Source organism: Gordonia sp. CPCC 206044 (genome assembly GCF_048537895.1).
GTDB lineage: Bacteria > Actinomycetota > Actinomycetes > Mycobacteriales > Mycobacteriaceae > Gordonia.
Genome location: NZ_JBCLVL010000010.1, coordinates 136,887 through 162,126 on the forward strand (window position 1 = coordinate 136,887; position 25,240 = coordinate 162,126).

At 66.0% G+C, this 25,240-nt stretch carries 16 protein-coding genes; 2 read left to right on the top strand and 14 right to left on the bottom strand.

From position 1 onward, the window contains the following. Positions 1–80: 80 nt before the first annotated feature. Complete coding sequence (locus AAFP35_RS17170; protein WP_419222841.1) at positions 81–1,010, top strand: oxygenase MpaB family protein; 930 nt, start codon at positions 81–83, stop codon at positions 1,008–1,010. A 9-nt stretch (positions 1,011–1,019) separates the two neighbouring features. Here the strand turns inward: AAFP35_RS17170 and AAFP35_RS17175 are convergent, their stop codons facing one another. After that, on the bottom strand, positions 1,020–1,484 hold the full coding sequence (locus tag AAFP35_RS17175; RefSeq protein ID WP_419222842.1) for a DUF2231 domain-containing protein: 465 nt from the start codon (positions 1,482–1,484) through the stop codon (positions 1,020–1,022). A 158-nt stretch (positions 1,485–1,642) separates the two neighbouring features. Here AAFP35_RS17175 and AAFP35_RS17180 point away from each other — a divergent pair, with 158 nt between their 5' ends. Continuing rightward, a complete protein-coding gene (locus AAFP35_RS17180) occupies positions 1,643–2,392 on the top strand; it encodes a VIT1/CCC1 transporter family protein (RefSeq protein WP_419222843.1) in 750 nt (249 codons plus the stop codon). 14 nt (positions 2,393–2,406) lie between these two features. Here AAFP35_RS17180 and AAFP35_RS17185 read toward each other — a convergent pair whose 3' ends face one another. The 13 genes from AAFP35_RS17185 to glf form a co-directional block, all read right to left on the bottom strand. Further along, complete coding sequence (locus AAFP35_RS17185; RefSeq protein WP_419222844.1) at positions 2,407–3,957, bottom strand: acyl-CoA carboxylase subunit beta; 1,551 nt, start codon at positions 3,955–3,957, stop codon at positions 2,407–2,409. A 35-nt stretch (positions 3,958–3,992) separates the two neighbouring features. Next, positions 3,993–9,470, bottom strand: a complete 5,478-nt coding sequence (gene pks13 / locus AAFP35_RS17190) for a polyketide synthase Pks13 (RefSeq protein ID WP_419222845.1) — start codon at positions 9,468–9,470, stop codon at positions 3,993–3,995. A 191-nt stretch (positions 9,471–9,661) separates the two neighbouring features. Next, positions 9,662–11,566, bottom strand: a complete 1,905-nt coding sequence (fadD32, locus tag AAFP35_RS17195) for a long-chain-fatty-acid--AMP ligase FadD32 (protein WP_419222846.1) — start codon at positions 11,564–11,566, stop codon at positions 9,662–9,664. Between the two features lie 257 nt (positions 11,567–11,823). Further along, complete coding sequence (locus tag AAFP35_RS17200) at positions 11,824–12,810, bottom strand: LLM class F420-dependent oxidoreductase (RefSeq protein ID WP_419222847.1); 987 nt, start codon at positions 12,808–12,810, stop codon at positions 11,824–11,826. 203 nt (positions 12,811–13,013) lie between these two features. Further along, positions 13,014–14,012: a cutinase family protein gene (locus AAFP35_RS17205; RefSeq protein WP_419222848.1), complete on the bottom strand. Its 999-nt coding sequence runs from the start codon at positions 14,010–14,012 to the stop codon at positions 13,014–13,016. A gap of 2 nt (positions 14,013–14,014) precedes the next feature. Then, entirely contained in the window at positions 14,015–14,557 is a 543-nt protein-coding gene (locus AAFP35_RS17210) for a DUF732 domain-containing protein (RefSeq protein WP_419222849.1), read from the bottom strand. Positions 14,558–14,809: 252 nt separating this feature from the next. Then, positions 14,810–16,321, bottom strand: coding sequence for an alpha/beta hydrolase-fold protein (locus tag AAFP35_RS17215; protein WP_419222850.1), 1,512 nt, complete (start codon positions 16,319–16,321; stop codon positions 14,810–14,812). 275 nt (positions 16,322–16,596) lie between these two features. Next, complete coding sequence (locus AAFP35_RS17220) at positions 16,597–17,583, bottom strand: alpha/beta hydrolase (RefSeq protein ID WP_419222851.1); 987 nt, start codon at positions 17,581–17,583, stop codon at positions 16,597–16,599. Positions 17,584–17,929: 346 nt separating this feature from the next. Beyond that, complete coding sequence (gene zomB, locus AAFP35_RS17225) at positions 17,930–20,044, bottom strand: flagellar motor control protein ZomB (RefSeq protein WP_419222852.1); 2,115 nt, start codon at positions 20,042–20,044, stop codon at positions 17,930–17,932. Then, the gene (locus tag AAFP35_RS17230; protein WP_419222853.1) at positions 20,034–20,951 is read right to left on the bottom strand and encodes a decaprenyl-phosphate phosphoribosyltransferase; all 918 of its coding nucleotides are present in this window, start codon (positions 20,949–20,951) and stop codon (positions 20,034–20,036) included. The genes zomB and AAFP35_RS17230 overlap by 11 nt, the downstream gene beginning before the upstream one ends. 74 nt (positions 20,952–21,025) lie before the next feature. After that, the gene (locus tag AAFP35_RS17235) at positions 21,026–21,604 is read right to left on the bottom strand and encodes a phosphatase PAP2 family protein (protein ID WP_419222854.1); all 579 of its coding nucleotides are present in this window, start codon (positions 21,602–21,604) and stop codon (positions 21,026–21,028) included. Continuing rightward, entirely contained in the window at positions 21,582–23,528 is a 1,947-nt protein-coding gene (locus AAFP35_RS17240) for a glycosyltransferase (RefSeq protein WP_419222855.1), read from the bottom strand. Before AAFP35_RS17240 ends, AAFP35_RS17235 begins: the two co-directional genes overlap by 23 nt. Next, entirely contained in the window at positions 23,529–24,785 is a 1,257-nt protein-coding gene (gene glf, locus AAFP35_RS17245) for a UDP-galactopyranose mutase (protein WP_419222856.1), read from the bottom strand. Positions 24,786–25,240 lie beyond the last annotated feature (455 nt).

A 25,240-nucleotide genomic window follows, 5' to 3' on the forward strand; every position in this document is an offset into this window, starting at 1 on the left:
ATGCGGCACCGATGACGGTTCTCGATGACCGCTGCGCGCGTTACCCTGACGTCAGGGGCAGGCGCAGAGGAAGTGATCCGATGACCGTCACCGACCGCAACGAGGCGGCGTCCTCCGATACGCATCCGACGGGTGCGTACCAGCACGAACTCGTCTCCGAGCCGCATTCCGCGCGACATCGTCGGCCCGTCGAACGTGCGGGCGATCTGGTCACCGGGATCGGCCCCACCATCGCCGGATCGAATGTGATCATGCAGCTGGCCCACCCCAAGGTCGGCTACGGCGTGGTGGAGAGTCGCGTCGACTCCGGCAACGCGGTGAAAAGGCCGATCAAGCGAGGGCGCACCACCGGCACCTTTCTCGCGGTCGCCCTGCTCGGCGATGCGTCCGACCGCGAGTTCGTCCACGACGAACTCGCGCGCGTACACGACCTCGTGTACTCGACGGACACCAGTCCGGTCCGCTACAGCGCCAACAACTCCCGCTTGCAGTTGTGGGTGGCGGTGTGCCTGCTGAAGTACTTCATCGACCAACATGAGCTGATCTACGGCAGGTTGTCGGACACGGAACGCGACCGCGTCGTCGTCGATTCCCGTTGGCTCGGTATGACATTGAACGTCTCCACCGAGCAGTGGCCGCGTACCTATCATGAGGTGCGCGACTATTGGTACGCGCAGGTCGGGTCGATGCGCATCGAGCCGCCGGTCCGCGAACTGCTGCAGAGCCTTTCGGACCTGTCGTTCCTGTCCTCCCGTCTGGGGCCGGCCGGAACTCTGCTGCACAAGGCATTCGGACGTCCGATGAACTTCCTGATCAAGGCGGGGTTGCCGCCGGAGTTCCGCACGATGATGCAGTGGGAGTGGACCGAACGCGACGAACGGATGTACCTGCACACACTCCAGATGGCCCGGCTCGTCGATCCGGCGGTCGGCCGGTTGATGCGCGGACTGCTGCACACCTACGTCTACGACATGCGACTGCGACGTCGCCTGGGGCTCAAGGTCTTCTGAAGCGGTTGATCAACCCCACACCGCTTGTGCCCCCGAGTCTCCGGTGAGGATCACCAGCACCAGCGATGCCGCGGCCGCCGCCACCGTCGCCACACCGACGACCACACGCGCACCCATCAGCACGCCCGCCGACAGGGAGACCCGATCCAGCACGAGCGGACTGAACAGCAACCACCAGACGACGAGCAGCCCGAACAGCGGGCCCACCGCGTAGATGACGCTCTCCCCGCGGTCGGCGTGCGTCGCGATCTCCTCCGAGGCGGGGAACTTCGCCGCGAGCGACTCACCGGCAGACGTCGTGATCGGCAACGCGATCAGGGTGACCAACGCGATCAGCGCCGGCGCCACACCCAGATAGGTCCGTGCACGCGGCCACAGCACGACGACAACGGCGAGGATCGCAGCGATCGGGACGGCCACCACGACGAAATGCACGAGCAAGGGATGGGCAGGAATCCCGTTGATGGTGTCCATAGGAGAAAACGCTAGCCCGCACCGACTGAAAGCGCGCTGAATTGGCCTCACCGCGCACTCGGCACCGGCTTCGGTCCGGCCACGACGCTGGTCCGCGCACAGCTGAGGGCATCATCACCTTGCTTGCGAGTGCGATTCCCGCGCGGTTGAGTTGGGGTATGTCCGCCGACGCCACGCAAGACGGGAAGAAGCCACACCGGCACGGCCACTCCGGTGAGCCGCATGCCGGCAACGGTCTGGCGAATCGGTTGAACTGGTTGCGGGCGGGCGTCCTCGGCGCCAACGACGGGATCGTCTCGACCGCAGGCATCGTCGTCGGTGTCGCGGCTGCCACCGTCGACCGGGGACCGATCTTCACCGCGGGTATCGCCGGCTTGGCCGCCGGCGCGGTGTCGATGGCGCTGGGCGAGTACGTCTCGGTGAGCACTCAGCGAGACACCGAGGAGAGCCTGTTGAGCAAGGAGCGTCGCGAACTCCTCGAATCGCCGCAGGCCGAATTCGACGAGCTCGTCGGCATCTACGAGAACAAGGGACTGAGTCACGAGACGGCCTGCCGGGTGGCCGCCGAGCTGTCCGAGCACGACGCCTTCGAGGCGCATGCCGAGGCCGAGCTGGGCATCGATCCACACGACCTGACCAATCCGTGGCAGGCCGCGTTCTCCTCGGCCGTGTCGTTCACGCTCGGGGCACTGCTACCGCTGGTGGCGATCCTCGCCACGCCTGCGAGCTGGCGCATCCCGGTCACCTTCGTCACCGTGGTGATCGCGCTGGCCATCACCGGCGCGACGGGCGCCAGACTCGGCGGTTCGTCGCCGTGGCGCCCGATGTGCCGCGTCGTCGTCGGCGGTGCGATCGCGATGGTGGTGACGTTCGCGATCGGCAGGCTGGTGGGGACATCGGTGGCCTGACGCCGCCGAGTGGATCAGATCGGCATCAGGAAGTGCTTGCGCGGAGTCCGCAGCATCTGCTTGTCACGCAACTGCGCCAATGCTTTTCGCAGCTGCAGTCGGGTTTCGGCCGGCTCGATCACGGCATCGATGTAGCCGCGCTCGGCCGCGAGGTACGGCGTCGCCATCATCGTGTTGTAGAAGTCGATGAAGTCGCGGCGGACCTTGTCTGCGTCGGCGGCGGACATGCCTTCGGTCTGTCGGCGGGTCAGCACCGCGGCAGCCGACTCCGCGCCCATCACGGCGATTTTCGCCGACGGCCACGCGAAGTTGAGGTCGGCACCGAGCTGCTTGGAACCCATCACCGCGTAGGCACCGCCGTATGCCTTGCGCAGCACCACGGTGATCTTGGGGACGTCGGCCTCGACATAGGCGAACAGGAACTTGCCGGAACGCCGGATGGTGCCCTTCTGCTCCTCCACCAAGCCCGGCAGGATGCCCGGTGTGTCCACCAGGAACACCAGCGGGATACCGAAGGCGTTGCAGATCCGCACGAATCGGGTCGCCTTCTCCGACGAGTCGGTGTCCAGCGTTCCCGCCATCACACTCGGCTGGTTGGCGACCACGCCGACGCTGTGCCCGTCGACCCGTGCATAACCGGTGATGATGTTGGGCGCGAACAGCTCTCCCACCTCGTGGAAGGCGCCGTCGTCGAACAGCTTGATGATGATGTCGTGCATGTCGTAGCCGGCGTTGTCGTTGTCGGGCATGAAGCTGTTCAACGACAGGTCCGACTCGGTGATCTCCGGCTCCAGGCCGGGATTGATGACCGGCGGTTGTTCGTAGCAGCTCGACGGCATGTACTGCAGGTACTCGCGCACCCACTCGAACGCCGCCTTCTCCGACGGCGCCACGTGGTGGATGTTGCCCCAGCGTGCCTGATTGTGGGCGCTGCCGAGGTCCTCCGCCGAGATCTCCTCGCCGGTCGTCTGCTTGATCACGTCCGGGCCGGTGACGAACATGTAGCTCTTGTCCTCGACACCGACGAGGATGTCGGTGTTCGCCGGCGTGTAGACCGCGCCACCGGCGCACTTGCCGAGGATGATCGACACCTGCGGCGCCAGACCCGACAACAGGTCGTTACGGCGGCCCATCTCCGCGTACCAGGCCAGCGACGTCACCGCGTCCTGGATTCGCGCGCCCGCCGAGTCGTTGATGCCGACCATCGGGCAGCCGATCTTGCCTGCCCACTCCATCAACGCGGAGACCTTGCGGCCGAACATCTCTCCGACGGTGCCGCCGAACACGGTCTGATCGTGGGAGAAGGCCGCCACCGGTCGACCGTGCACCAGGCCGTGGCCGGTCACCACGCCGTCGCCGTAACCCGAATGTGCGGCGCCCGGCATCTTGGCCAGTGCCCCGAGCTCGGTGAAGGTGCCCGGATCGAACAGCATCGCCAGCCGCTCGCGCGGACTGCAGATGCCCTTCGCCGCGCGTTTGGCGACGGCCTTGTCGCCTCCGGGTTCCTGGGCTGCGGCGAGCTTTTCGCGCAGGTCGGCGAGTTTGCCGGCGGTGGTGTCAGTCACGGTTGTTCACTTTCTGCCGCGGATCACACGGACCACTACTTCTTACCAAGCCCACCGAGGCGCTTGGTCAGGTCGGCCCCGATCTTGGCGATGTACGGCTCGTCGACGATCGACAGGTGATCGCCACCGATGTGGATGATCTCCAGGTCGTCGACCACCTCACCCCATCGGCCGTCCTCGTCGATCTCGGCCCACTGCGGCTCGAGCTCGACGGCGCCCGCGTGCATCTTGTCGGCACGGTAGAGCACCATCTTGCCGTCGTAGCGGGTCGGTTCGATGTTGGTCAGCGCGCGGTTCTCGATGAACGAGGTGCGCTGGTGCTCGATGATGCCGCCGGGGATCTTGGTGCCCGACATCGACATCATCTCCATGATGATCGCGAACTGCCCCTCGTCGTCGGCCTCGACGAGCCGGTCCATCGGGATCGGGATGTCGGCGTCGAGATCGTAGTTGCGGATCGCGAAGTCCTTCCAGCGTTCGAGCCGCTCCCGCTTGGTGTCCGGGGTCTCGACCACATCGTGTCGCGGACGGACCACGTCGATCAGGCCGACGAAGGCGACCTCTTCACCCGCTTCGCGCAACACCTGGGCGACGCCGTAGGCCAACGCGCCGCCGAAGGACCAACCGACCAGCACGTACGGGCCGTGCGGCTGCAGCTCGCGCAACCGTGGGATGTATTCGCGCACACGCTCTTCGATCGATCCCTCGACGCCTCGGTCGAAACCGATGACCGGCTGGTCGTCGGGCAGACGCTTGAGTAACGCCTCGTAGGCAGACGTGTTGCCGCCCGCCGGATGGAACAGCAGGATCGGAACGGGATCCCCGGCGGTCACGTCGTAGGTCTTCTTCCCCTGTGGCACCAGACGCAGATACCGCAGGAAGCCGTCGGTGTCGGCCGACGCGTCGAGGAACTCGCGAACGTAGTTCGACATCTCCTCGATCGTCTCCGAGTCCAGGATGTCCTCGACGTCGATGTCGCCGCCGGTCCGCTCGTTCAGGCGGTCGGTGAGCTGTTGCGCCACATCCTCTTCGAGCACCGGCAACTTGTTGAAGATGCCACCCGCGGAGGTCTTGGTGACCACCGCGTACACGCCGAAGGTCAGGCGTTCTGCCGCATCGCGCGGCGGGACGTCGGACCCGGCGGCCTCCGCGACCGCCCGCTGGTCGGTGAGGTCCGTGGTGGAAGCGGGGGCTGCGGTGTCGGTGGTGTCGGCGGCGTCGGTGGTGCTCGGTTGGTCTCGATACGGCTCGGGCTCGCTGCGCTCGCTCGTGCCTACTCGACCGGCGGAGGACTTTCCTGCCTCGGCGGAGGCGGCCCCGGCGGCGGACGTGCCTGCACCGGCGGACTCGGTCTCAGCGGCGGAGGATGTTCCCGCCTCGGCGGAGGTGGCCCCGGCGGAGGATGTTCCCGCCTCCGCGGAGGTGGCCCCGGCGGCGGCCGGGGCCTCGACGTCCTTCGCGTTCTGCTCGTCGATGTAGGCGTTCAACGCCGCGGTGTCGAGTTCGCCGCCGCCGGCGGCATTCTCGGCCAGATCGTCGAGCTGGTCGCGGTGGGTGACCGCGAACTCGACGAACTTCACCACGTCGGCGAGATTGGCCTGCCGCATCGCCTGCAGCTGCAGCTGCGGGATGTCGAATTCGAACTCGACACGGTTCTTGATCCGTACCGCCATCAGCGAGTCGAGGCCGAGTTCGATCAGCGGGATCTCTCGGGGGAGGTCCTCCGGGTCGTAGCCCATCGACTCGCCGACGATGATCGCGAGCCGATCTTCCACGGATTCACCGGATTCCGGCGTCCACTTGTTACCGATGTCGTCGATCACCTCGTTTTCGGTGATCACCTTGTCATCGGCGAAGACCGCCGCGCCGGTCGGCTCGGCCGCGGCCGGCGCGGGCGGCATGACAGCCTGGGCACCGTCTCCGGACGTACCGACGACGACAGCCTCGAACAGCAGCCGGAAGTTCTTGTCCTCCTTGGCATGCACGGTCACCGACGCACCACCGGGGTGCGGGCTCAGCGTAGTGGTCAGGGTGCCCGTCGACGGGATCTCACCGTGTCCGATCGCGGCGCCGACGGTCGCGTCGGCCAGCACCTGCGCGGCCGCGGCCCGCACGAGCTCACGCGGATCGGTCACCGCGGGCGCGCCGACCTCCCAGGCGTGGCGGCCGTCGGGCAGCGCGACGTGCGAACCCGGAACCTTGCCCGACGAGCCCGAGGACAGCTGCGCCTTGAGCCAGAAGTCCTTGCGTTCGAAGCGGGTCCGCGGGATGTCGGCGAAGGCTCCGGTCCCGAACAGCGACCCGACGTGCACCCCGTGCCCGTGCACGTAGAGCTTCATCAACGCGTTGACGAGGCCGTAGCTCTCGTCTTCCTTGCGCCGCAACGTCTCGACCAGTTCCGCATCGTGCAGGCCCGCCGAGAAAGTCACCGCCGCAACGGAGATCAAGACCGCAGGATTCGGCGACAGCTCCAAGAAGGTGCGGTGTCCGTTCTCCACCGACTTCGCGATGGCCTGACTAAACCACACACTGTGCCGGAGCCCCTTGAGGAAGTAGTCGATCGTGTGCACCGGCTCGTGACCGGCGCGATAGAACGTCTCCCGGTCCACCGAACTGTAGAAGCCGACAGTGGGGCGCAACGGCTCGATGCCGGTGAGCTCGTAGGCCAGTTCGCCCAGCAGCGGGTCCATCTGCGAAGTGTGGCTGGCACCCTTCGTCTGGAGCTTGCGGCCGAGTTTGCCTTCCTTCTCCGCGCGCTCGACAATCGCGTCGACCTGCGACTCCGGTCCACCGATGACGGTGTGGGTCGGCGCCGCATAGACGCAGATCTCCAGATCCGGGTAGTCGACCAGGACATCGTTGATGTCCTCGGCGCTGTACTCGACGAGCGCCATCAGCCGGATGTCGTCGCCCTGGAGCATCGACTCGCCCTCACCCATCAACCGCGAACGCTGACAGATCACCCGGGTCGCGTCCTCGAGCGACAGCCCTCCGCTGATGTAGGCGGCCGAGGCCTCACCCATCGAATGCGGAACCAGCACACCGGGTTCGGCACCGAAGTGGCGCAACGTGTCGGCCAGCGCCACCTGGATGGTGTAGATGCCGACCTGACTGGTCTCGATGCCGTAGGTCTGCTCGTCGTCGAGGAACATCGCAGCGATCGAATAGCCCAGCTCGTTCTCGACGAAGCCGTCGACCCGGTCGACGTACTTCTTGAACACCGGGTTCTCGGTGTAGAGCTGCTTGGCCATCTTGCGATGCTGCGAGCCGAATCCGGAGAGCAGCCAGACCGCCGATGCGGCGTCCGGGGAGTCAGCCGAGTAGACGAGCGGATTGTTCTTGCCCTCGGCGACCGCGCGCAGTCCGGTGACGGCGTCCTCGTGCGACCGCGCCATCACCACCGCACGCGACCGACCGTGGTTGCGGTGGGCCAACGCGCGCCCGATGTCGGCGAGCGAAGCCGACTGTCCTGCTTCTGATTCCAGCCACGCGACCAGATCCTCGGCCGCCTTGCGACGGCGTGACGGCAGGAAGCCGGACACCACGAGGGGAACCACCGAGCCCTCGACGGCACACGGCGCGAAGCCCTCGGCGGGATCCTTCTCGACGACCTCGACGGCCTCGGGTTCCTTCTTCGCCTGCGCGGCGAGAATCGCACGCTCTGCTTCGGTGAGGTATTCGTCGTCGTCTTCGTCGTCGAGGTTGGCTGGTCTCGATACGGCCGCTCCTTCGTCGCTGCCTACTCGACCGGCGGAAGAAACATCGCCACCACCATCACCGTCCACGCGACCGTCGGAAGGATCGAGGTCAGACGGCAACGGCTCGCGCACCACGAGGTGGGCGTTGGTGCCGCCGAAGCCGAAACCGGAGACGCCGGCGATGGCATGGCCCGAATAGCGTGGCCATTCGCTGACCTCGGGGATGACCTTGAGCCCGTTGGACCCGAACTGGATGTACGGGTTCGGACCTGCGTAGTTCAGCGAGGCCGGGATCTTGTCGTTCTGCAACGACAGCACGACCTTGGCGAGCGCGCCTGCGCCCGCAGCGGATTCCATGTGCCCGAAGTTGGTCTTCGCCGACCCCAGCAGGGCCGGTGCCCCGAGCACGCGGCCACGCCCCACCACCCGGCCGAGAGCATCTGCCTCGATCGGGTCGCCGAGGATGGTGCCGGTACCGTGCGCCTCGACGTAGTCGACCTGGCGCGGATCCAGCGCAGCGTCGGCGTAGGCCGAACGCAGGACCTCGACCTGGGCCTCGGGATTGGGCGCGAAGATGCCGTTGGAGCGTCCGTCGGAATTGACCGCGGATCCCGCGATGACCGCGAGCACCTGGTCGCCGTCGCGGCGAGCATCCGCGATGCGCTTGAGCACGAACATGCCGCCGCCCTCGGAACGGACCATGCCGTCGGCGTCCGACGAGAACGCCTTGATGTGACCGTCCTTGGCCACCGCGCCGATGGTGTCGAAGCCGACGGTCGCCGCCGGGGTGAGGATCATGTTGACGCCGCCGGCCAGCGCGACGTCGGATTCGCCCGATCGCAGGCTGCGCACCGCCTGGTGCACGGCGACCAGCGACGACGAGCACGCGGTGTCGATGGCGACCGACGGCCCGTGGAAATCGAAGAAGTACGAGACCCGGTTGGCGATGATGGACGTCGCGGTACCGGTGAGCGCGTACGCGGCGGTTTCGTCGGAGCCCTCGCCGAGCCCGAGGGCGGCCATCAGCTGATAGTCGTTGGTGGACGTCCCGACGAACACGCCGACCGATCCGCCCTTGAGGTCACTCGCCGGGATGTGGGCGTGCTCGAGAGCCTCCCACGTCAACTCCACGGCCAGACGCTGCTGCGGGTCGACCATCTCGACCTCGCGCGGACTCATCTGGAAGAAGTCGGCGTCGAACGCCTTCACGTCATCGAGGTACCCACCGCGGAGGTTCCGCTTCTCGAGCACCTCGACCATCTGCGGATCCGACTTGAACTCCACCCAGCGATCGTCGGGCAGATCGGTGATGCCGTCGCGGCCGTCGATGAGCGCCGACCACGTCGACTCGGGTGTGTGCCCGGCCTTCGGGAATCGCGTGGACAGACCCACGATGGCGACGTCGTCGTCGGCGCTGCGGTCGCGCTGCCAGAAGTTGTCGGCGTCGACGTCGAGCCCCTCGTCGGGGTCGCCCTCGATGATGCGCATGGCGAGCATCGCGATGGTCGGATGGTTGTACGCGGCCGTGGCAGTGAGGATGACACCCGTCTTGTCCTCGACGTCGGCCACCAGCGCCACCGCATCGCGTGACGAGAGCCCGAACTCCTCCATGGGCCGATCGTCGGAGATCTGATCGACCGGGATACCGGTGGTCTGCGACACCCAGTCGCGGAGCCAGTCCCGCAGTTCCGGGACCGTCAGATCGCCGACCGTCTCGCCCGCGGTGCCACCGGTCGTGGCACCGTCGACCTCGCTCGACGACGAGTTGTCGGCGGGCTCGAGGGTGCTGGACTCTTCGGTATTCAGTTCAGACATCGCTTCCAGACTACTGATCGGGACCCGTCGTGGCTCGAAAGCTCGCACCTCAGGGATCGTTGGACACTCGCACGCTCGACCTGCCGTGACCGTCGAACACTCACGGCTCGCACCGGGGACTCGACGTCCGGATCTCAGGGATCAACTCGCACCTCGGGTTCAAGGGCAGCGTCGTACGGACAGATGGTCGACTACTGCTCGGCGTCCGGGAACGCGGTCTGCTTGTAGCCGCCACGCAGGCTGCCGTCGATGTAGGCGGTCCGGGTGGCACGCCGCGCGATCTTGCCGCTGGAGGTCCGCGGGATCGACCCGGCGGGGACCAGGAGTATGTCGCGGGCCATCACGCCGTGACGCTGGGCGATCGCGGCACGCACGGTGTCGGCGATCTCCTGGGGGTCGTGCCGTTTGCCCGGCCCACGCTCGGCGACGACGACCAACTGCTCGGACGCGTCTTCGGCGTCGAACTTCAGACCACTGGTCGACTGCTCGAAGACTTCCTTGGGCAGCTGGTTGGCCGGAACCGAGAACGCCGCGATGAAACCCGGACGCAGACTCGAGCTGGCTTCCTGCGCGCTGTACTCGAGGTCCTGGGGATAGTGGTTACGGCCGTCGACGATCACCAGGTCCTTGACGCGCCCGGTGATGTAGAGCTCGCCGTCCAGCCACACCCCGTAGTCACCGGTGCGCATCCACTCGGCGTCCGCCGGGGCGCCCTCGGTGTGCGAGCCCTCCGACAGCGGCGTTGTGATGGCGTTGTGGAAGGTGTCCTCGGACTCCGCAGGCTTGTTCCAGTAACCCGCGCCGATGTTGAGCCCGTGCAGCCAGATCTCGCCGACCTGACCGTCGGCCTGCTCCTGCCCGGTCTCCGGGTCGACGATGGCCGCCCACTGCGACACCGCGACCTGACCACAGCTGACCTGCGTCACCGCGTTCGTTGCATGCTGGTCGACGAGTTTGAACCGGCCGGCATTGAGCTCGTCACGGTCGACGTAGATGACCTTGGCCTCGTTCTCGCGTTGTGTCGCGGAGACGAACAGGGTTGCCTCGGCCATGCCGTAGCACGGCTTGATGGCGGTCTTGGGCAGTCCGTACGGGCCGAATGCCTCGTTGAACTTCTTCATCGAGCTGACGGTGACCGGCTCGGAACCGTTGATCAGACCGATCACGTTCGACAGGTCGAGGGTTTCGCCGTCCTTCGGCAGACCACGCACCGCGGCATGCTCGAAGGCGAAGTTCGGGGCGGCCGCGTAGGTCTCGGCACCATCGCTCGCCGCGGCCAGTTCCTTGATCCAGCGGCCCGGACGCCGGACGAAGGCCTGCGGACTCATGATCGTGATGTAACGACCGCCGAGCGCCGGCAGGATCACCGTGAGCAGACCCATGTCGTGGAACATCGGCAGCCAGGTGACACCCCGGGCATTGCGGTCGATCTCGATGGTGTCGTAGATCTGCAGCACGTTGGCGGCCACGGCCTGATAGGTGATCTCGACGCCTGCGGGCACCCGGGTCGAACCCGAGGTGTACTGCAGATAGGCGACGGTGTCCTTGTTGTGGTCCTTACCGGCGACCGGCGCGACCCAGCTCGATCCGACCGAGTCGGGAACGGCGTCCACCGCGATGACGCGCGGACGTTCCTTGGCCGGCAGCGGCGCGAAGAAGTCGCGGACCGCCTCGGCGGACTTCGTAGAGGTCAGGATGGCCTTCGGCTTGCAGTCACCGAGGACCGCGTGCAGCCGATCGGTGTGGCCGGGCTCGTCGGGGGAGAACAGGGGGACGGCGATGGTGCTGGCGTAGAGCGCCGAGAAGAAACCGATCACGTATTCGAGCGACTGCGGCGCGAGGATGGCGACGCGGTCACCCGGCTCGGTGACCTGCTGCAGCCGCGCCGCGACAGCACGCAGTCGCTTGCCGAACTGCGCCCAGGTCAGATCCTGGGCCTCACCGTCGCGCTCCCGGCTGTAGTCGATGAAGCGGTAGGCGAGGGTGTCGGCCTCGTCGCGCACGTTGCGTTCGACGTAGTCGACGAGCGTGGCGTCCTCGGTGAAGTGCAACTGCCCGTTCTCATCGAGGAACTGCTCAAATTCTGTGTTCAGCATCCATTACTCCTGTGGCCCCCACGCACACAGCGGTTGTTCCCCCCGGACCGGTCGGCATTCCCCCGATTACCACCGATCACCGCTGTCCACGCCCTCTCGTACTACCGCGGTCACGGTAGTCCAATCTGTTTGTCTCACCTAAATGCTCGTGATCGTCAACACGATCTTCGCCGGGGTGTAATCCGGACACACCCTGCGGCTCCGCGGTCCCACGATGCGGGTTGACCTCGGCATTTCGCGTCAAGTCGTCGGCAATCCTACTCCCCCTTGAGAAGCTGGATGACCGGTGCGAACGCATCCATCTGAGTGGGGAAGACACCCACGTAGGACATCGACGTGCGGCGACGGACCTCGCGGATCTGATCGGCGATCTCCTCGAAACTGCCGATCGCGATGTACGGAGACGTCAGCACGTCGTCGACGGTGAACTCGGTGTCCTGCGCGATGTTCGGCGGATAGCCCTGTGCGAGCGCCTTCAACGCCATCTCCGCGGTCGCCTGCCGGTCGTCGGTGATCACGATCACCGCGATCGTCCAGTTCAGCTCGATGTCGTCGAACCGGTCGCCCGCCGCCTGCCGGATCCGGTCCACACGCTCGGCCGTCTTCTCGATCGTCATGTCCGACAACTTCATCTTGCCGTCGCGGGTGGTGCCCGGCGCCACCGAGATGATGTCGGCGTGCTTGGCCGCCAGGGCCAGCATCTTGGGCCCGCCACCGCCGACCGCAATCGGCGGACGCGGCCCCTGACGCGGGCGCGGACTGCCCTCGAGGCCATTGATCTGATAGAACTCGCCGTCGAAATCCACCGTCTCCCCGCGCATCAGCCCGTCGAGGATGGTCAACGCCTCGTCGAGACGACGGATACGCACACCGGGGGATTCGAACTCGATACCGGCCTTGTCGAACTCTTCCTTCATCCAGCCGGCGCCGATGCCGAGTTCGAGGCGACCTTTGGAGAGCACGTCGATGGTGGTGGCCTCCTTCGCCAGGAGTGCCGGGTGCCGCCAACCGTTGGCCAACACCGACGTGCCGAGCCGGATGGTGCTGGTGGCCTGGGTGAGGGCACCGAGCGCCGCCAGCGGGCCGACCTGGTTGCCGAGATGGTCGGGCACCGCGAAGGTGTCGTACCCGTACTCTTCGGCGGTCTGTGCGAGCTTCACGAACTTGCGGGCGCCGCCCTCGTCCTTGTTGCCCTCGCCGCCGGCGCCGAACCGGAACTTTCGCAGGTTCGGTGGTTCGCTCATGCTCTACGTACTCCTCATGCGCTCACGCGCGCTCGCTTCCGACCCGACAGTTGCCGGGTCGCCGATTCGCCAACACGTTAGTCCAGCGATTGGGCACCACAAAACACATCGTTCAAGGTCGACGGCAGGTTACGACCTATTCCACAACTGGGACCTTTGACCCACTTCGGTCACTCGAGGAGCCCGCAGGCACTGCGCCGCGATCAGTTGTGCGCGGGTCGCGGGGCGTCGTCGATCACGCTGCTGGCCCAGCTGTACATCCACTGTGTCGCGGTGGATCCGTCGAAAGACCAGTACCGCGGTGTCGCGTACATGGCGTGCACCGGGTTGTTGATGGCACCGGCCAATTGCCCCACCGCACCGATCGGATTCGTCACCGTCGGCGAATCACAGATGAGATCGCCTTCGGCACAAATGGATTGGACACGATCTCGGACCGAGCCAAAGCCACCGTCACGTGGACCGGTCATGGCGATACCGGGCACGATGCCGCCCATCCCGGCGAGCGCGATCTCGGCACCCACACCGTCCGGCGACGGGCCGATGTCGTTCTGCTTGCCCGGCTCGCGGCGGCCGTCGGCGATGAGGCCCACACCGAGGACCAGATCCTGGTCGGATTCGTCGAGGGGACCGCGACCGTTGCCGATGTTGCTCGCGAGATCACCCGCGATGACCGCGCCCTGCGAGAAGCCCATGATCACGTAGCGAGTCAGCGGACACTTCTGATTGGTGTCGGCGATCTTCGCTGCCGCACGGTCGTAGCCCTGCTTGCGCGAGTCGTTGTAGTTCTGCTGTCGGTCGGCGAGATTCGTCGGATTACGGAACTGCGCCACGTAGGGCACGGTGTACACACTCGTCCGCGACGACGGGAACTCGGCGTCGATGGCCTTCGACACCCGCAACATCAACGAGGCGGGGTTGGCCGTCGGGTGATATGGGTCGTCATTCGCCGACGATTCCCAGGTGCCCGGGACCACCAGCGTGAGCACATCGGGGCACGACGCCGACTGCGCGTCCGGACGTTCCCTCGTCTCGGTCGTCGACGGTCCGCCGGGACCCGGGATCGGGGGTGGGCCCGGCTTGAGCAGGGTGATCACCAGGATCACGATCAGAACGATCGCGATGATCGCCAACAGACCCAACACCAGCAGGAATCTGGGCACCCTCCGTTTGCGACGAGACGTCGCCCTACGTGCACCCACGATCAGCAGTAATTGTTGTCAGCAGCTTTGATCACCTTGTCGGCCTTGGCGTTTGCCTCGGCAACCGTCTTGGTGCCCGGGCCTACCGATGCGGTGACGAACGCCTTCACGGTGACCGGGTCGGTGCCCTTGCGCCGTTCGTTGCAGACGTACTCGGCCATCGTGAGCGCCACCGAGTTGTCGGTGTCCCCCATGAATGTGACCTTCTGCGTCTTGAGCGCGTCGAGGTACGCCTGTCCCTTGGCACTCACCTTCTGCCCGTTGGGACCCGGAACATCTTGCGGGGTACCGGTGGCCGGGCTCGGCGCGGTGGCGGGCAGTTCGGACCCGCCCGACGCGGACTGCACGGTTTCGGAGCCCGGCGACTGTGCAGGCGCCTCCGACGAGTCGGATGCCTGCGGCTGTGTCGAGTACATCGATGTCGTGGTGACGGGGTTGCTGGTGAGAGGTGCAGAGGCCGTCGAATCGTCGGAGCACGCCGACACCGAACCCAACGCCAGCGCGGCACCCGCCACGACCATCGCGAGTTGCAGAAATCTGGTCATCGTCACTTCCTCGTCGCGCACGTACAGCAATCGGCGTCATGCCCCGATCGCTGCCGGCCCCGGTTGCATCTTGCGGCTCGCACCTCGGCGATCCGCCTGGCGTCAGGCTACCCGCTCCGCAGGCACTCTCTGACGCAGCGACCCACCCGACCTGCGGAAACTCCTGGATTCCTCAGCGAAAGTTCAGGCGGCCCATGGCTTGCGCCCAGTTGTGGACCCGACCCCGCGGATTGCCGCGGGGTCGGGGCGACGTCACTTGGTGACGCGTGCACCGTCTTTGGCGGTCCAGACGATCTTGCCGCGCTGGAAGGTGTTGAACCGTCCCTTGCCATCGCGCGTGGGCAGCTCGTCACTCGTGGGGAGTCCGAGCTTTCCTCCCGGCCCGCCGGCCTGGACGTAGGCGCCACCGATGCCGCCACCGATCACCTTGGGCCCCTTCGGTCCGGTGATGATGCGACCCCCGCGGAAGTCCTGCGCCTTACCGCCGGGCACCGGGTAGACCGGCGTCAGGCATTCGCCCAGATCCTTGCGGTTCGCGTCGTAGACCTTCCGGAATCCGACCTTGCACGCGGGACGGTCGCCGCCGATCCCGAGCGCGGCAGCCGCCTGCGGCCACGACTGATGCATCTCGAACTGCCAGTACGCCCACGTGTGTGTACCCGATGGGCGATACACCGCCTGTCCGGGGATGCCGAGCTGATTGAGCTTGATGGCGAACTGCTGCGACGTCACCCTGCTGAGGATCTCCAGACCGACACCCGAGTAATTGGTGGCGAGCATGGGGATGTCGGACGGTTTGTCGTGCGGTCCGACGAGCCCGTTGCCGGACGAGACGTACAGACTCGTGCCGCGCAGCTTGTCGGCGAGCAGATAGGGATCGTGCTCCTTCCACGCCGGGTCACTCGGCGGGCCGAACATCTTGAACGCGTCGTAGCCGCCACCGTCGCGCAGCGCGAACTGGATGGCCTGCGGCATTCCGTAGGACGTCATCTGCAGAATGCCCGAGAACGAAGCGGCGTACTTGTAGAAGCCCGGGTTACGTGCCGCCAGCATCATCGCCGCGGAGCCGCCCATGGACAGCCCCTGGATGCCGCGGACGTCGGTGGAACGCCATTGGTCCTCGAGAACCGGCGGCAATTCCTTGATGAGGAAGGACTCCCACCGGTACAGCTTGCTCTTGTCGGGTTCCTTCCAGTCGGTGTAGAAGCTCGATTCACCACCGATCGGGAGCACCACGTTGACGTTCTTGTCGCGGTAGAAGTTCTCGATGTCGGTGTTGATGATCCAACCGCTCTGATCCTCCTGCGCGCGCAGGCCGTCGAGCGAGACCAGCTGCGGGAACTTCTCCTTCGGCTTGGCCCACCAGTCACGCGCCAGGAGCATCTGCACCTGGATGGTCGTGTTCATCGCCGGCGAGAACACCCACAGGGCGACGCGACGGTCGGAGTACCAGAACGTCTTGGTCACCCGCACCGGCTGATTCGCCGTCGGGGAGACATAGGGCGGCTTGGGCGCGGGTGTCGACGACTCGGGCGCAGGCGCTGCCGGACGCGGCGCCTGCTGGCCCGGCGACGCGGGGGGCGCCGACTCGGGCGCCGGCGCGGCGGGTGACGGCGCGGCCGGGTCGGCCGGGCGCGGCGCGGGCGACTCCGCGGCCGGCGGCTGCGGAGCTGCGGTCACCGCGGGGGTGAGCCCCACGGTCAGGACCGCTGCGGCAGATGCCGCCGCAGCGGCGACGATCGTCGCCCTCGTCCTGCGCCTCATGGTCGATCCCATACCTCGGCCATCAGCCGCCCCCGACGGTCGCCGGTCTCGCACCGGCCCTCGCACCACTGCCCACATCGCTCGCAGAACTCCTTCACACCCCGAATCGAGACGGCGTTCCGAGAGCTTGAGTCACTTCAGTAACAGTGACCTCATATGCAACAGAACGCCCTACGTGATGTTCATACACGTAGGGCGTTCTGTTTTGCGTGCGCCACGCTGTTACGCGTGGGATTTGTGTGACTAATGTTGCTCGCGGGCGGGCCCGCGAAGGATCAGCGGAAGAAGCCGCGAGCCTTCGCGTTCCAGACCATGTCCTGCCAGTAGCCCCAGGCGTGGGTGCCCGCGGCGTCGTAGCTCATCACCGGCAGTCCCTGCACGAGGGCGGCAGCCTCGAACGCCTTGCGCTGCGCCAGCGCCAGCACCTCGAGGGTCGAACCCTTGAAGAGGTCGTCGAAGACGTTCGGCAGGGCGTTGTACCGCCCGAACAGGCCATTACCCGAACCGGTGAAGATCTTCATGCCCTTCATCCGGTTGATGTTCATGAACGGATCGTTCTGGTACCAGCGGGCATCCCACGGCGGGCCCCACATCGCGTCGACGTTCCACGGCTTCGGATCGACGTCGAGCATCGCCAGGCGGATCATCGTGTGCATACCCGGGGCACTCAGGAAGTCATAGCCCGACAACGAGCCGGCACGGTCGAAGTTGTGGCGGTTCTGCGCACCGATCACCAGCGCGGCGTTACCGCCGGACGAGAGTCCCATGATCGCGTACTTGCCGTTACCCACGCGGAATCCACGTGCGTCGAGTCCACGGACCAGCGATCGCGTGATGACGCAGTTCCACTTGTAGGTGTACTTCTGCCCGTTGAAGTTACTCGGGGCATTCCAGTCGGTGTAGAAGCTGGCAGGACCGCCGATGGGCTCGACGACGTTGACGCCGGACTTCACCATCTCCTGGATGTTGGTGTTGATCTCCCAGCCGCTGTAGTCGTACTGGGCGCGCATGCCGTCGAGCATGATGACGGTCTTGTAGTTGCCGGGGCGCTTCCAGGCACGGACCTTCACGTTCGGCATACCGCAGCCGTTGACCCAGAACTCCTGCTTGCCTACCTGGGTCCCACCGATTCGTGCGTTGGCCTGACCGGCTCCGGTGATCACACCGGCGAGACCGATCACGGTCGCCATGGCGATGACCACGGCAATGAATCGGTGGTGGGTCCTACCCGATCCCCGCGGCTTGGCAGCAGCTTCGCGCATCGACTGATATCTCCCTTTGTCACCTGGTGTGGTCCGGGCCCTGCCCGTCCACCAGATCGTTCTGCGACACCCGGCCGCTCGGTCCTCCCCGCACCCGACGCCCGAAGCCGGTGGCGGCACGCACTTGCGCGCCCCTCAACTCGTCTTCAGGCACCGTTCAGGAACCCTATTGCATGCCTCCAACGCTGACAAACGCCGTGACGACAGTCACAGCACGCCGACGTCGTGCGCAGCAAAAAGCACCGAGCCAGGTGTCCTGGTCGCATTCTTCTATCGACCAGATCCGCGCGAACGTTACCGATTCGAGATCATCGTCGGCAAACCGAGACGTTCGCGCCCGCTGGGATCAGCGCGGATGGATGCGCGGCGGCATGGTGAGTCCGCATCGTTGGATCTCGTATTCTGGTTCACGCTCGATCCGGTAGTCGGTGAACGTGAAGGCCTGTTCGAGGTTGTGCCGGAACCGCGACAGCGTCCACGGCGCCTGGAACGAGGCGAACCGGTCCTTGGTCTGCTGGCAGGTCAGCGCCACCTCGGCCTGCCGGACCATGTCCTCATCGAGATAGCCGGGCAGCACCGGTCGGCGCGGGAAGGCACCCGCCTCGGCGACGACCCACTCCGACGGCAGGTTCTTGTCGTGGCCGATACGGCCGTCGGTGAGCCGCTCGGTGTGCGCGGCGAGCGGATACGCCAGGCCCATCTGGTCGATCACGCGCACGTCCAGCGGGGCATTCATACTGGTCATACCCAGATTGAGGAAGTACACCGACAGCTTGCGCTGCTGCGGCGGCGTGTTACCGGGCAGCTTCGCGATGTACCACTCGTCGTAATTGAACGACGGCAGGATCACGCCGCCCTGGCCGTGATACTTGTCGATCCAGTCCACCATCGCGTGCATCCGCGGGTAGTCGAGGTAGTCCGCGGCGGTGACCGGATTCTCGTTGCCCATGTTGGTCACGTAGAACCTGCGCTCATCGACGATGCCGCTGCGGCCGATGTCGGTGCCCGCGTTGGGCAGCACGTTCCCGTGGCAGGTGATCGCCCAGACCAGGGTGGTGATCCACATCGCGGCCATGGTGACCGCGCCCGCCAACGCGTAACGAGTCCGCTTGCGGCGCTCGGCAGGATCGCCACGGAACGCGGCGCGAAGGTGACCCGGGATCGTGACCGGCAAGATCATCAGGGGCAGCAGCGCGGTGAACAGCGGCACCAGCAGCACGCGGCCGTGCATGAAGTCGCCGCCCTGACGCATCCAATAGGTACCGCCGACGAGACCCCCGAACACCACCATGACGACGACCGCGGTCGGTGTCTGCAGTGCAGCCGACCAGTCCGACAGGCGGTTCCGCCACGAGCGCGGCTCCGACGACACGCCATCGTCGGCGATCTCCGGCTTCTCCCGCAGCCGCACCCCGACGACGAGCAGCACTCCTGCCACCACCGCGAGCACGACCGGGAGCAACAGCAGGTACGGGCCGAACAGGTTGCTCAGATACAGGAATCCCTGATGCCACTTGGCGCCGCTGGCGTCCTTGGCGACTGCAGGATTCGGCACGAGGAGGGCGTAATAGCCCATCCGGAAGATCTGGTACCCGACCGGTAGCACCGCGGCCACCACGATCATCGCGACCCGCATCTTCCACGACGTGGGCGCGAGCACGAGCATCAGCAAGGCGAGACCGCCGAGAACGGTGAGTTCCGGACGCACCAGTGGGGCCAGCCCCGCGGTGAACGCGAGCACCAGGGTGGCGGTTCGCTGCCAACCGGTGGTGCCCGATCCAGAACGTCGACTCCACGCCACCAACTGGCACCACAACACCGCGACCCAGAAGATGCAGAGCCCGTTCTCCAGGCCGCTGGTGGCGAAGTCGCGGGCCGGCGGCAGCGCGATGTAGATGATGGCGCCGAACGGCAGCAACAGTGTGAACCCGTCGCCGGTGAGTCCGCCTAGACGCTTCCGGTAGAGGCGTGCGGTGCCGTACATGGCGATCGGGATGGCAGCCACCGACAGGAGCAGCGCCACCCAGAGCGCGACGTACTCGAGTTGTCCGTCGGTGACCCAGGCCCAGAACCACAGCACGTAGGTCCACGCGGTCGAGGTGTTGGCCTCCACACGTTCGCCCGCGTTGAAGACCGGGCCGTTACCGGCGAAGAGGTTACGCAGGGTGCGCAACACGATCAGGCCGTCGTCGGCGATCCATCGGCGCTGCCAGGCGCCGATCGCGAAGAACGTGGTGACGAGCACCGCGCCGATCAGGAAGCTGGCGGCCGGAATCCACTGACGGGGTCCCCACGCACGCAGACCGCGACGATTCGACCCCTCCGGTTCGACCGGATCGGCGTGATCGCCGTCATCCTCGACACGCGGGATGGCGGTGGTCGGAGCGTCGGTGTCGGAGTGCGCGTCGTCGGTGATCAGCGGATCGTCCGGGTGGCCGGAGGATGACTGCTCAGACTGCATAGACCGCGACACCCACGCATACTATCCAGGCGACTGCCAGCAGCTGTAGGACGCGGTCGCCGAGCGCGATCTCCTCGGGTTCTCCCGCCTGCCCGCCGTCGATGTCGACGGCGTAGCGAAGGATGGCGATGGTGAACGGAACCATCGAGATGGCATACGCGACGTTGGTGTCGTGCCCGGAATTCTTGTCGAAGGCCCACAGGCCGTAGAAGACGACCACCGCGGTCGCCGACAACGTCCACACGAAACGCAGATAAGTGGTCGTGTAGTACTGCAGGGCTTTCCGGATCTTGGCGCCGGTCCGCTCGGCGAGCTGCAGTTCCGCATACCGCTTGCCTGCCGCCATGAACAGGGAACCGAACGCCATCACCAGCAGGAACCACTGCGAGAGTTCGATCTCCGCCGCGACACCACCGGCGATCGCGCGTAGCAAGAACCCCGACGACACGATGCAGATGTCGATGACGGCCTGGTTCTTCAGGCCGAAGCAGTACCCGAGCTGGATCACCAGGTAGATCGCGATGACCACCGCGGTCTCCCAGTTCGCCAGGAACGCGATGACGAGGGACGCCACCCCGAACACCACGGCGAGCAGATATGCGAGCTGGACGGGCACCACACCTGCGGCGATCGGCCGGAAGCGTTTGGTCGGGTGGTTGCGGTCGGACTCCACGTCCTTGGCGTCGTTGACCAGATAGATACACGACGCCACCAGACAGAACGCGACGAACGCGATCGCCGATCGACCGAGCACGTCGACGTCGTCGATGTTCCCCGCGGCCAGCGGAGCGGCCAACACGAGGACGTTCTTGACCCACTGCCGCGGGCGCACCGCCTTGATGAGACCTGCCGTCAGGTTCTTCGGCGGTCCGGGCACCGCTTCGTGCTCGATGGGCTCTTCGCTCATGTCCTCGGGTTCATTTCGTGTCGGGCGCGGCTCGTCGTCGGGGCATGCGGGCAACCACGGGTGCCCGCACCTGCCTAGCCGCGGTCGGTTGTCGCGATCAGTTTGTCACCCGCCACCACGGCGGCTGCGCTCGCGGCACCGATCGCGGCACCGGCGAGCACGTCAGTCGGGTAATGCACGCCCAGGACCAGCCGAGACAGCAGCATCGGCGGAACCAGCACCGCGGGCAGCGCGGCGGGCGGCAATCCGGCCGCGCGCCCGATGAGAAGCGCGGCCGCCGTGGTCGACGTGGCGTGCGACGACGGGAAACTCAACCGGCTCGGAGTGGAGACGCCGACGGCGATGTCCGGGTGCGTCGGACGCGGGCGCCGCACCACACGCTTGATGATCACCGACGCCGCGTGCGCGCCGAATGCGCCGACGCCGGCCTCCATCCATCGGCGCCGGGCTGCGGTGTCACCGCGACGATGCGCGCTCAACGCGCCGGCACCGGCGATGGCCAGCCAACCCAGCGAGTGCTCACCGAAGTGGGACAGTCCCCGGGCCGCAGGCAGCACTCCTGGCCGCCCTGCGAGCGCGGACTGGATTCCGACCAGCACGGCGGCCTCGCCCGTTGCCGGCGACACGACCTCAGTCGTCGATTCCGAAGACACGCGCCCAGCTCTCCTGACTCGTCAGTTCCTGATGTTTGGCGCGGTAGGTCTCGCGCATCGTCGGGAATCGTTCCTTGAGTTCCCGGACCAGCGCCGCCGACTCTTTCGCCAGCGCGATCATCTTGTCACGGTCACGCTGCCGGTACACGACACCGCGGCCGTCAGCGGTGGTCACCGTGACCCCGTCGACCCGGCCGAGGCTGAACCAGCGCGCCTCGATCGGCGGGTAGTTGGCCTGCGGGACCTCGTGGTGGCGCGGGTCGGCCGGACGCGCATTGTTGAGGACTGCCGCCGCGAGGGCCTTGATCTTGGCCACCTTGCCGACCGGCACGCTCGTGCCGAGGTGGGTCGCCTCCCCACTCGTGCGGGGCAGCTCGGTCGCCGACGGCAGCACCACCGCGTCGGGGTACTGCTTGCGCATCTCGGCGATCTTGGGCAGCGCCGTGGGCAGCAGGGATCGGATGTGATCGGGCCCCGCGAGGAAGTCACGGATGGCCTCGTTCTGGATGGCCACCGTCGAGTACTCAAGGCACAAAAGGTGTTTCGCTGTTGCCTTGGCCATCGACTTGAGAATGCCGTCGATCGGGCCGTCATGCACGATGGACGCCACCACCAGGCGGTTACGCAGGTGGAAGTACGCCTGCCAGTCGATCGCGTCGTCCTTGTCGCTCCAGGCCATGTGCCAGATCGCGATGCCCGGGACCGTCGCCGTCGGATAACCGGCCTTCGCGGCGCGCAACCCGAACTCCCAGTCGTCCCACTTGATGAACAGGGGCATCGGTAGACCGATGGTCTCCGCGCATTCGCGCGGGATCATGCACATCCACCAACCGTTGCCCTCGACATCGATGCGCCTGTGCAGGTTCTTGGAGTTCTCCCGATCGCGCAGAGGGTACTTCGAGAAGTTGTGGTCGTAGCTGACGAACGGCGCGGCCGTCCACATGAAGGTGTTCCGGTTGATCACCTCACCCATGCAGTGCAGATGACTGCGGTCCTGCAGGTTGAGCATCTGACCGCCGACCAACATGGGCTTCTTCGCGAAGCGCGACATCGCGAGTGCACGCAGGATCGAGTCCGGCTCGATCATGATGTCGTCGTCCATGTAGAGGATGTACGGAGAATCGGTGCGCCGCAACGCCTCGTACATGATCCGGGCGTAGCCGCCGGAACCACCGAGATTCGGCTGGTCGAAGATGTGTAGTCGCTCGCCGAGCGCTGTCGCCGCCTCGGTGTATCCGGGTTCGTCGACCACCTTGCGGTTGCCCTGGTCGGGCATCAACACCGCATCGATCACCCCGTCCACCAACGGATCCGAGGTCAGCGCGGCCAGCGCATTGACCGCGTCGGTTGGCCGGTTGAAGGTCGGGATCCCGATGGTGACCCGCTTGGTGTCCGCACCGCCGGGACTGTCGATCGGGGCATACCACCCGGCTGCCACGATCTGGGTCTCGGTATCGGTGGTGATGTCGAACCAGATCCACCCGCCGTCTTCGAACGGACCCAGGTCGCACTCGAATTCGATGACACCACGGCCGTTTTCGTCGGTGACGATGAGGTCGCCGTCGACCGCGATACGGGAGCCGTCGATCTTGGACCGGTAGATGTCCACACGAGCGGTGCCGATGACCTCGACACGCAGCACGACCGACGTCAAGATGCTCCACCGGCGCCAGTACGAGGCGGCGAAGGCATTGAAGTACGTCTCGAAGCTGACCTCGGATTCGTCGCCGAGCAGTACCGACGTGCGACTCGGGGCATGCGCCCGTCGCGGATTGTCCGGAGACTCCACCAGGTACAGCGACCGCACATCGATCGGCTCACCCGGCCGGGGAAAGATCACCCGCTGCAGAAGCGTTTTCGCCTTCGACGTGGGATCGTCTGCCACGTCGGTCGGGGTCGTCGGCTGCACGTTGGTCACCGTCATCTACTCCGCCTCACTGGTCTTGTCCGGCCCGCTCGCTTCGCTCCCGGCGCCGGGCAGCGGCGCACCATCGGCCAGGTGCGGCGCCAGCGTGTTGTCGAACATGGTGAGCGCGCTCGCGATCGCCATGTGCATGTCCAGGTACTGATAGGTCCCCAGGCGACCGCCGAAAAGCACCTTGTGCTCTCCCGTTTCGGCCTTGGCAAGGTCACGGTAGGCCGCGACCATGGCCCGGTCGTCCGGGGTGTTGATCGGATAGTAGGGCTCGTCGTCATCATCGGCGAATCGACTGAACTCGCGCATGATGACGGTCTTGTCCTTGGGATAGCTGTCCCGCTCGGGATGGAAGTGGCGGAACTCGTGAATCCGCGTGTACGGCACGTCCGCGTCGTTGTAGTTCATCACCGGGGTGCCCTGGAAGTCGCCCGTTTCGAGCACCTCGGTCTCGAAATCGAGTGTGCGCCAACCGAGTCGACCTTGCGAATAGTCGAAGTACCGGTCCAGCGGGCCCGTGTAGACGATGGGCGCTTCCGGCGATGCCGCGCGGAGACCGTCGCGAACCTCGAACCAGTCGGTGTCGAGTCGGACCTCGATGCGCTCGTCGGCCGCCATCGCTTCCAGCCACGCCGTGTAGCCACCGACCGGCAGACCTTCGTATGTGTCGTTGAAGTACCGGTTGTCGAAGTTGTAGCGCACCGGAAGGCGGGTGATGTTGCTCGCCGGCAGATTCTTGGGATCGGTCTGCCACTGCTTGGCCGTGTAACCCTTGAAGAAGGCTTCGTAGAGCGGTCGCCCGATCAGGCTGATCGCCTTCTCCTCGAAATTCGCCGCCTGCTCGCTGTCGATCTCCGCCGCCTGCTCGGCGATGAGTGCACGCGCTTCGTCGGGGGTGAAGTACCGGCCGAAGAACTGGTTGACCAACCCGAGTCCCATCGGGAGCGGATACGCCTGTCCGTCGTACAGACCGAACACCCGATGCTGGTAGCCGGTGAACTCCGTGAACTGGTTCACATAGTCCCAGACCCGCTTGTTGGAGGTGTGGAACAGATGGGCGCCGTACTTGTGGATCTCGATCCCCGTGGTCGGCTCGGCCTCAGAGTAGGCATTCCCACCGATGTGATGACGACGCTCGACCACCAGAACCCGTTTGCCCAGCTGGGTGGCCGCACGCTCTGCGATGGTGAGCCCGAAGAACCCGGAACCGACGATGATCAGATCGTAGGAGTTCTTCTCGCCCGTGCCTTCACTATTGCCTGTCACGGAAGTTCAGGGTAACGGACCCTTCCTGAGGATTGCCCGTGCACACGGCTCGGGAGAGCAGGAACCCTGGTGAGGAGTGTGACGACACCTGTTTCTGCCGCCTGACCAGGCTGCTGAGCCCTCTACGTCGGACTGTCACGACCGCGCCACCGGTCCCGACGCTGACCGACACTCGGGCCCGTGATGATAGCGGTCAGAGTTCACCCTGGAGACAACCGCGTGAACCCGGAGACGCGACCTCGCGAGTGTCGCCCCGGGTACCCCCGGAGGAGTCGTTGGCGATTGCGACGGCGCGGCCTCTGGAGGCACCCTGCCCGATCGCCGGTTCGCGAACGCTCAGCTTCGGGCGGGCGACAAGACAGATCCTCGGGATCAACGCGACCGTTCCGCCGTTCGATCCTTCAGATGCACTCGGTGGCGGTGCCCAGCGCCGACCATTCCGGTACCTCGCCCGG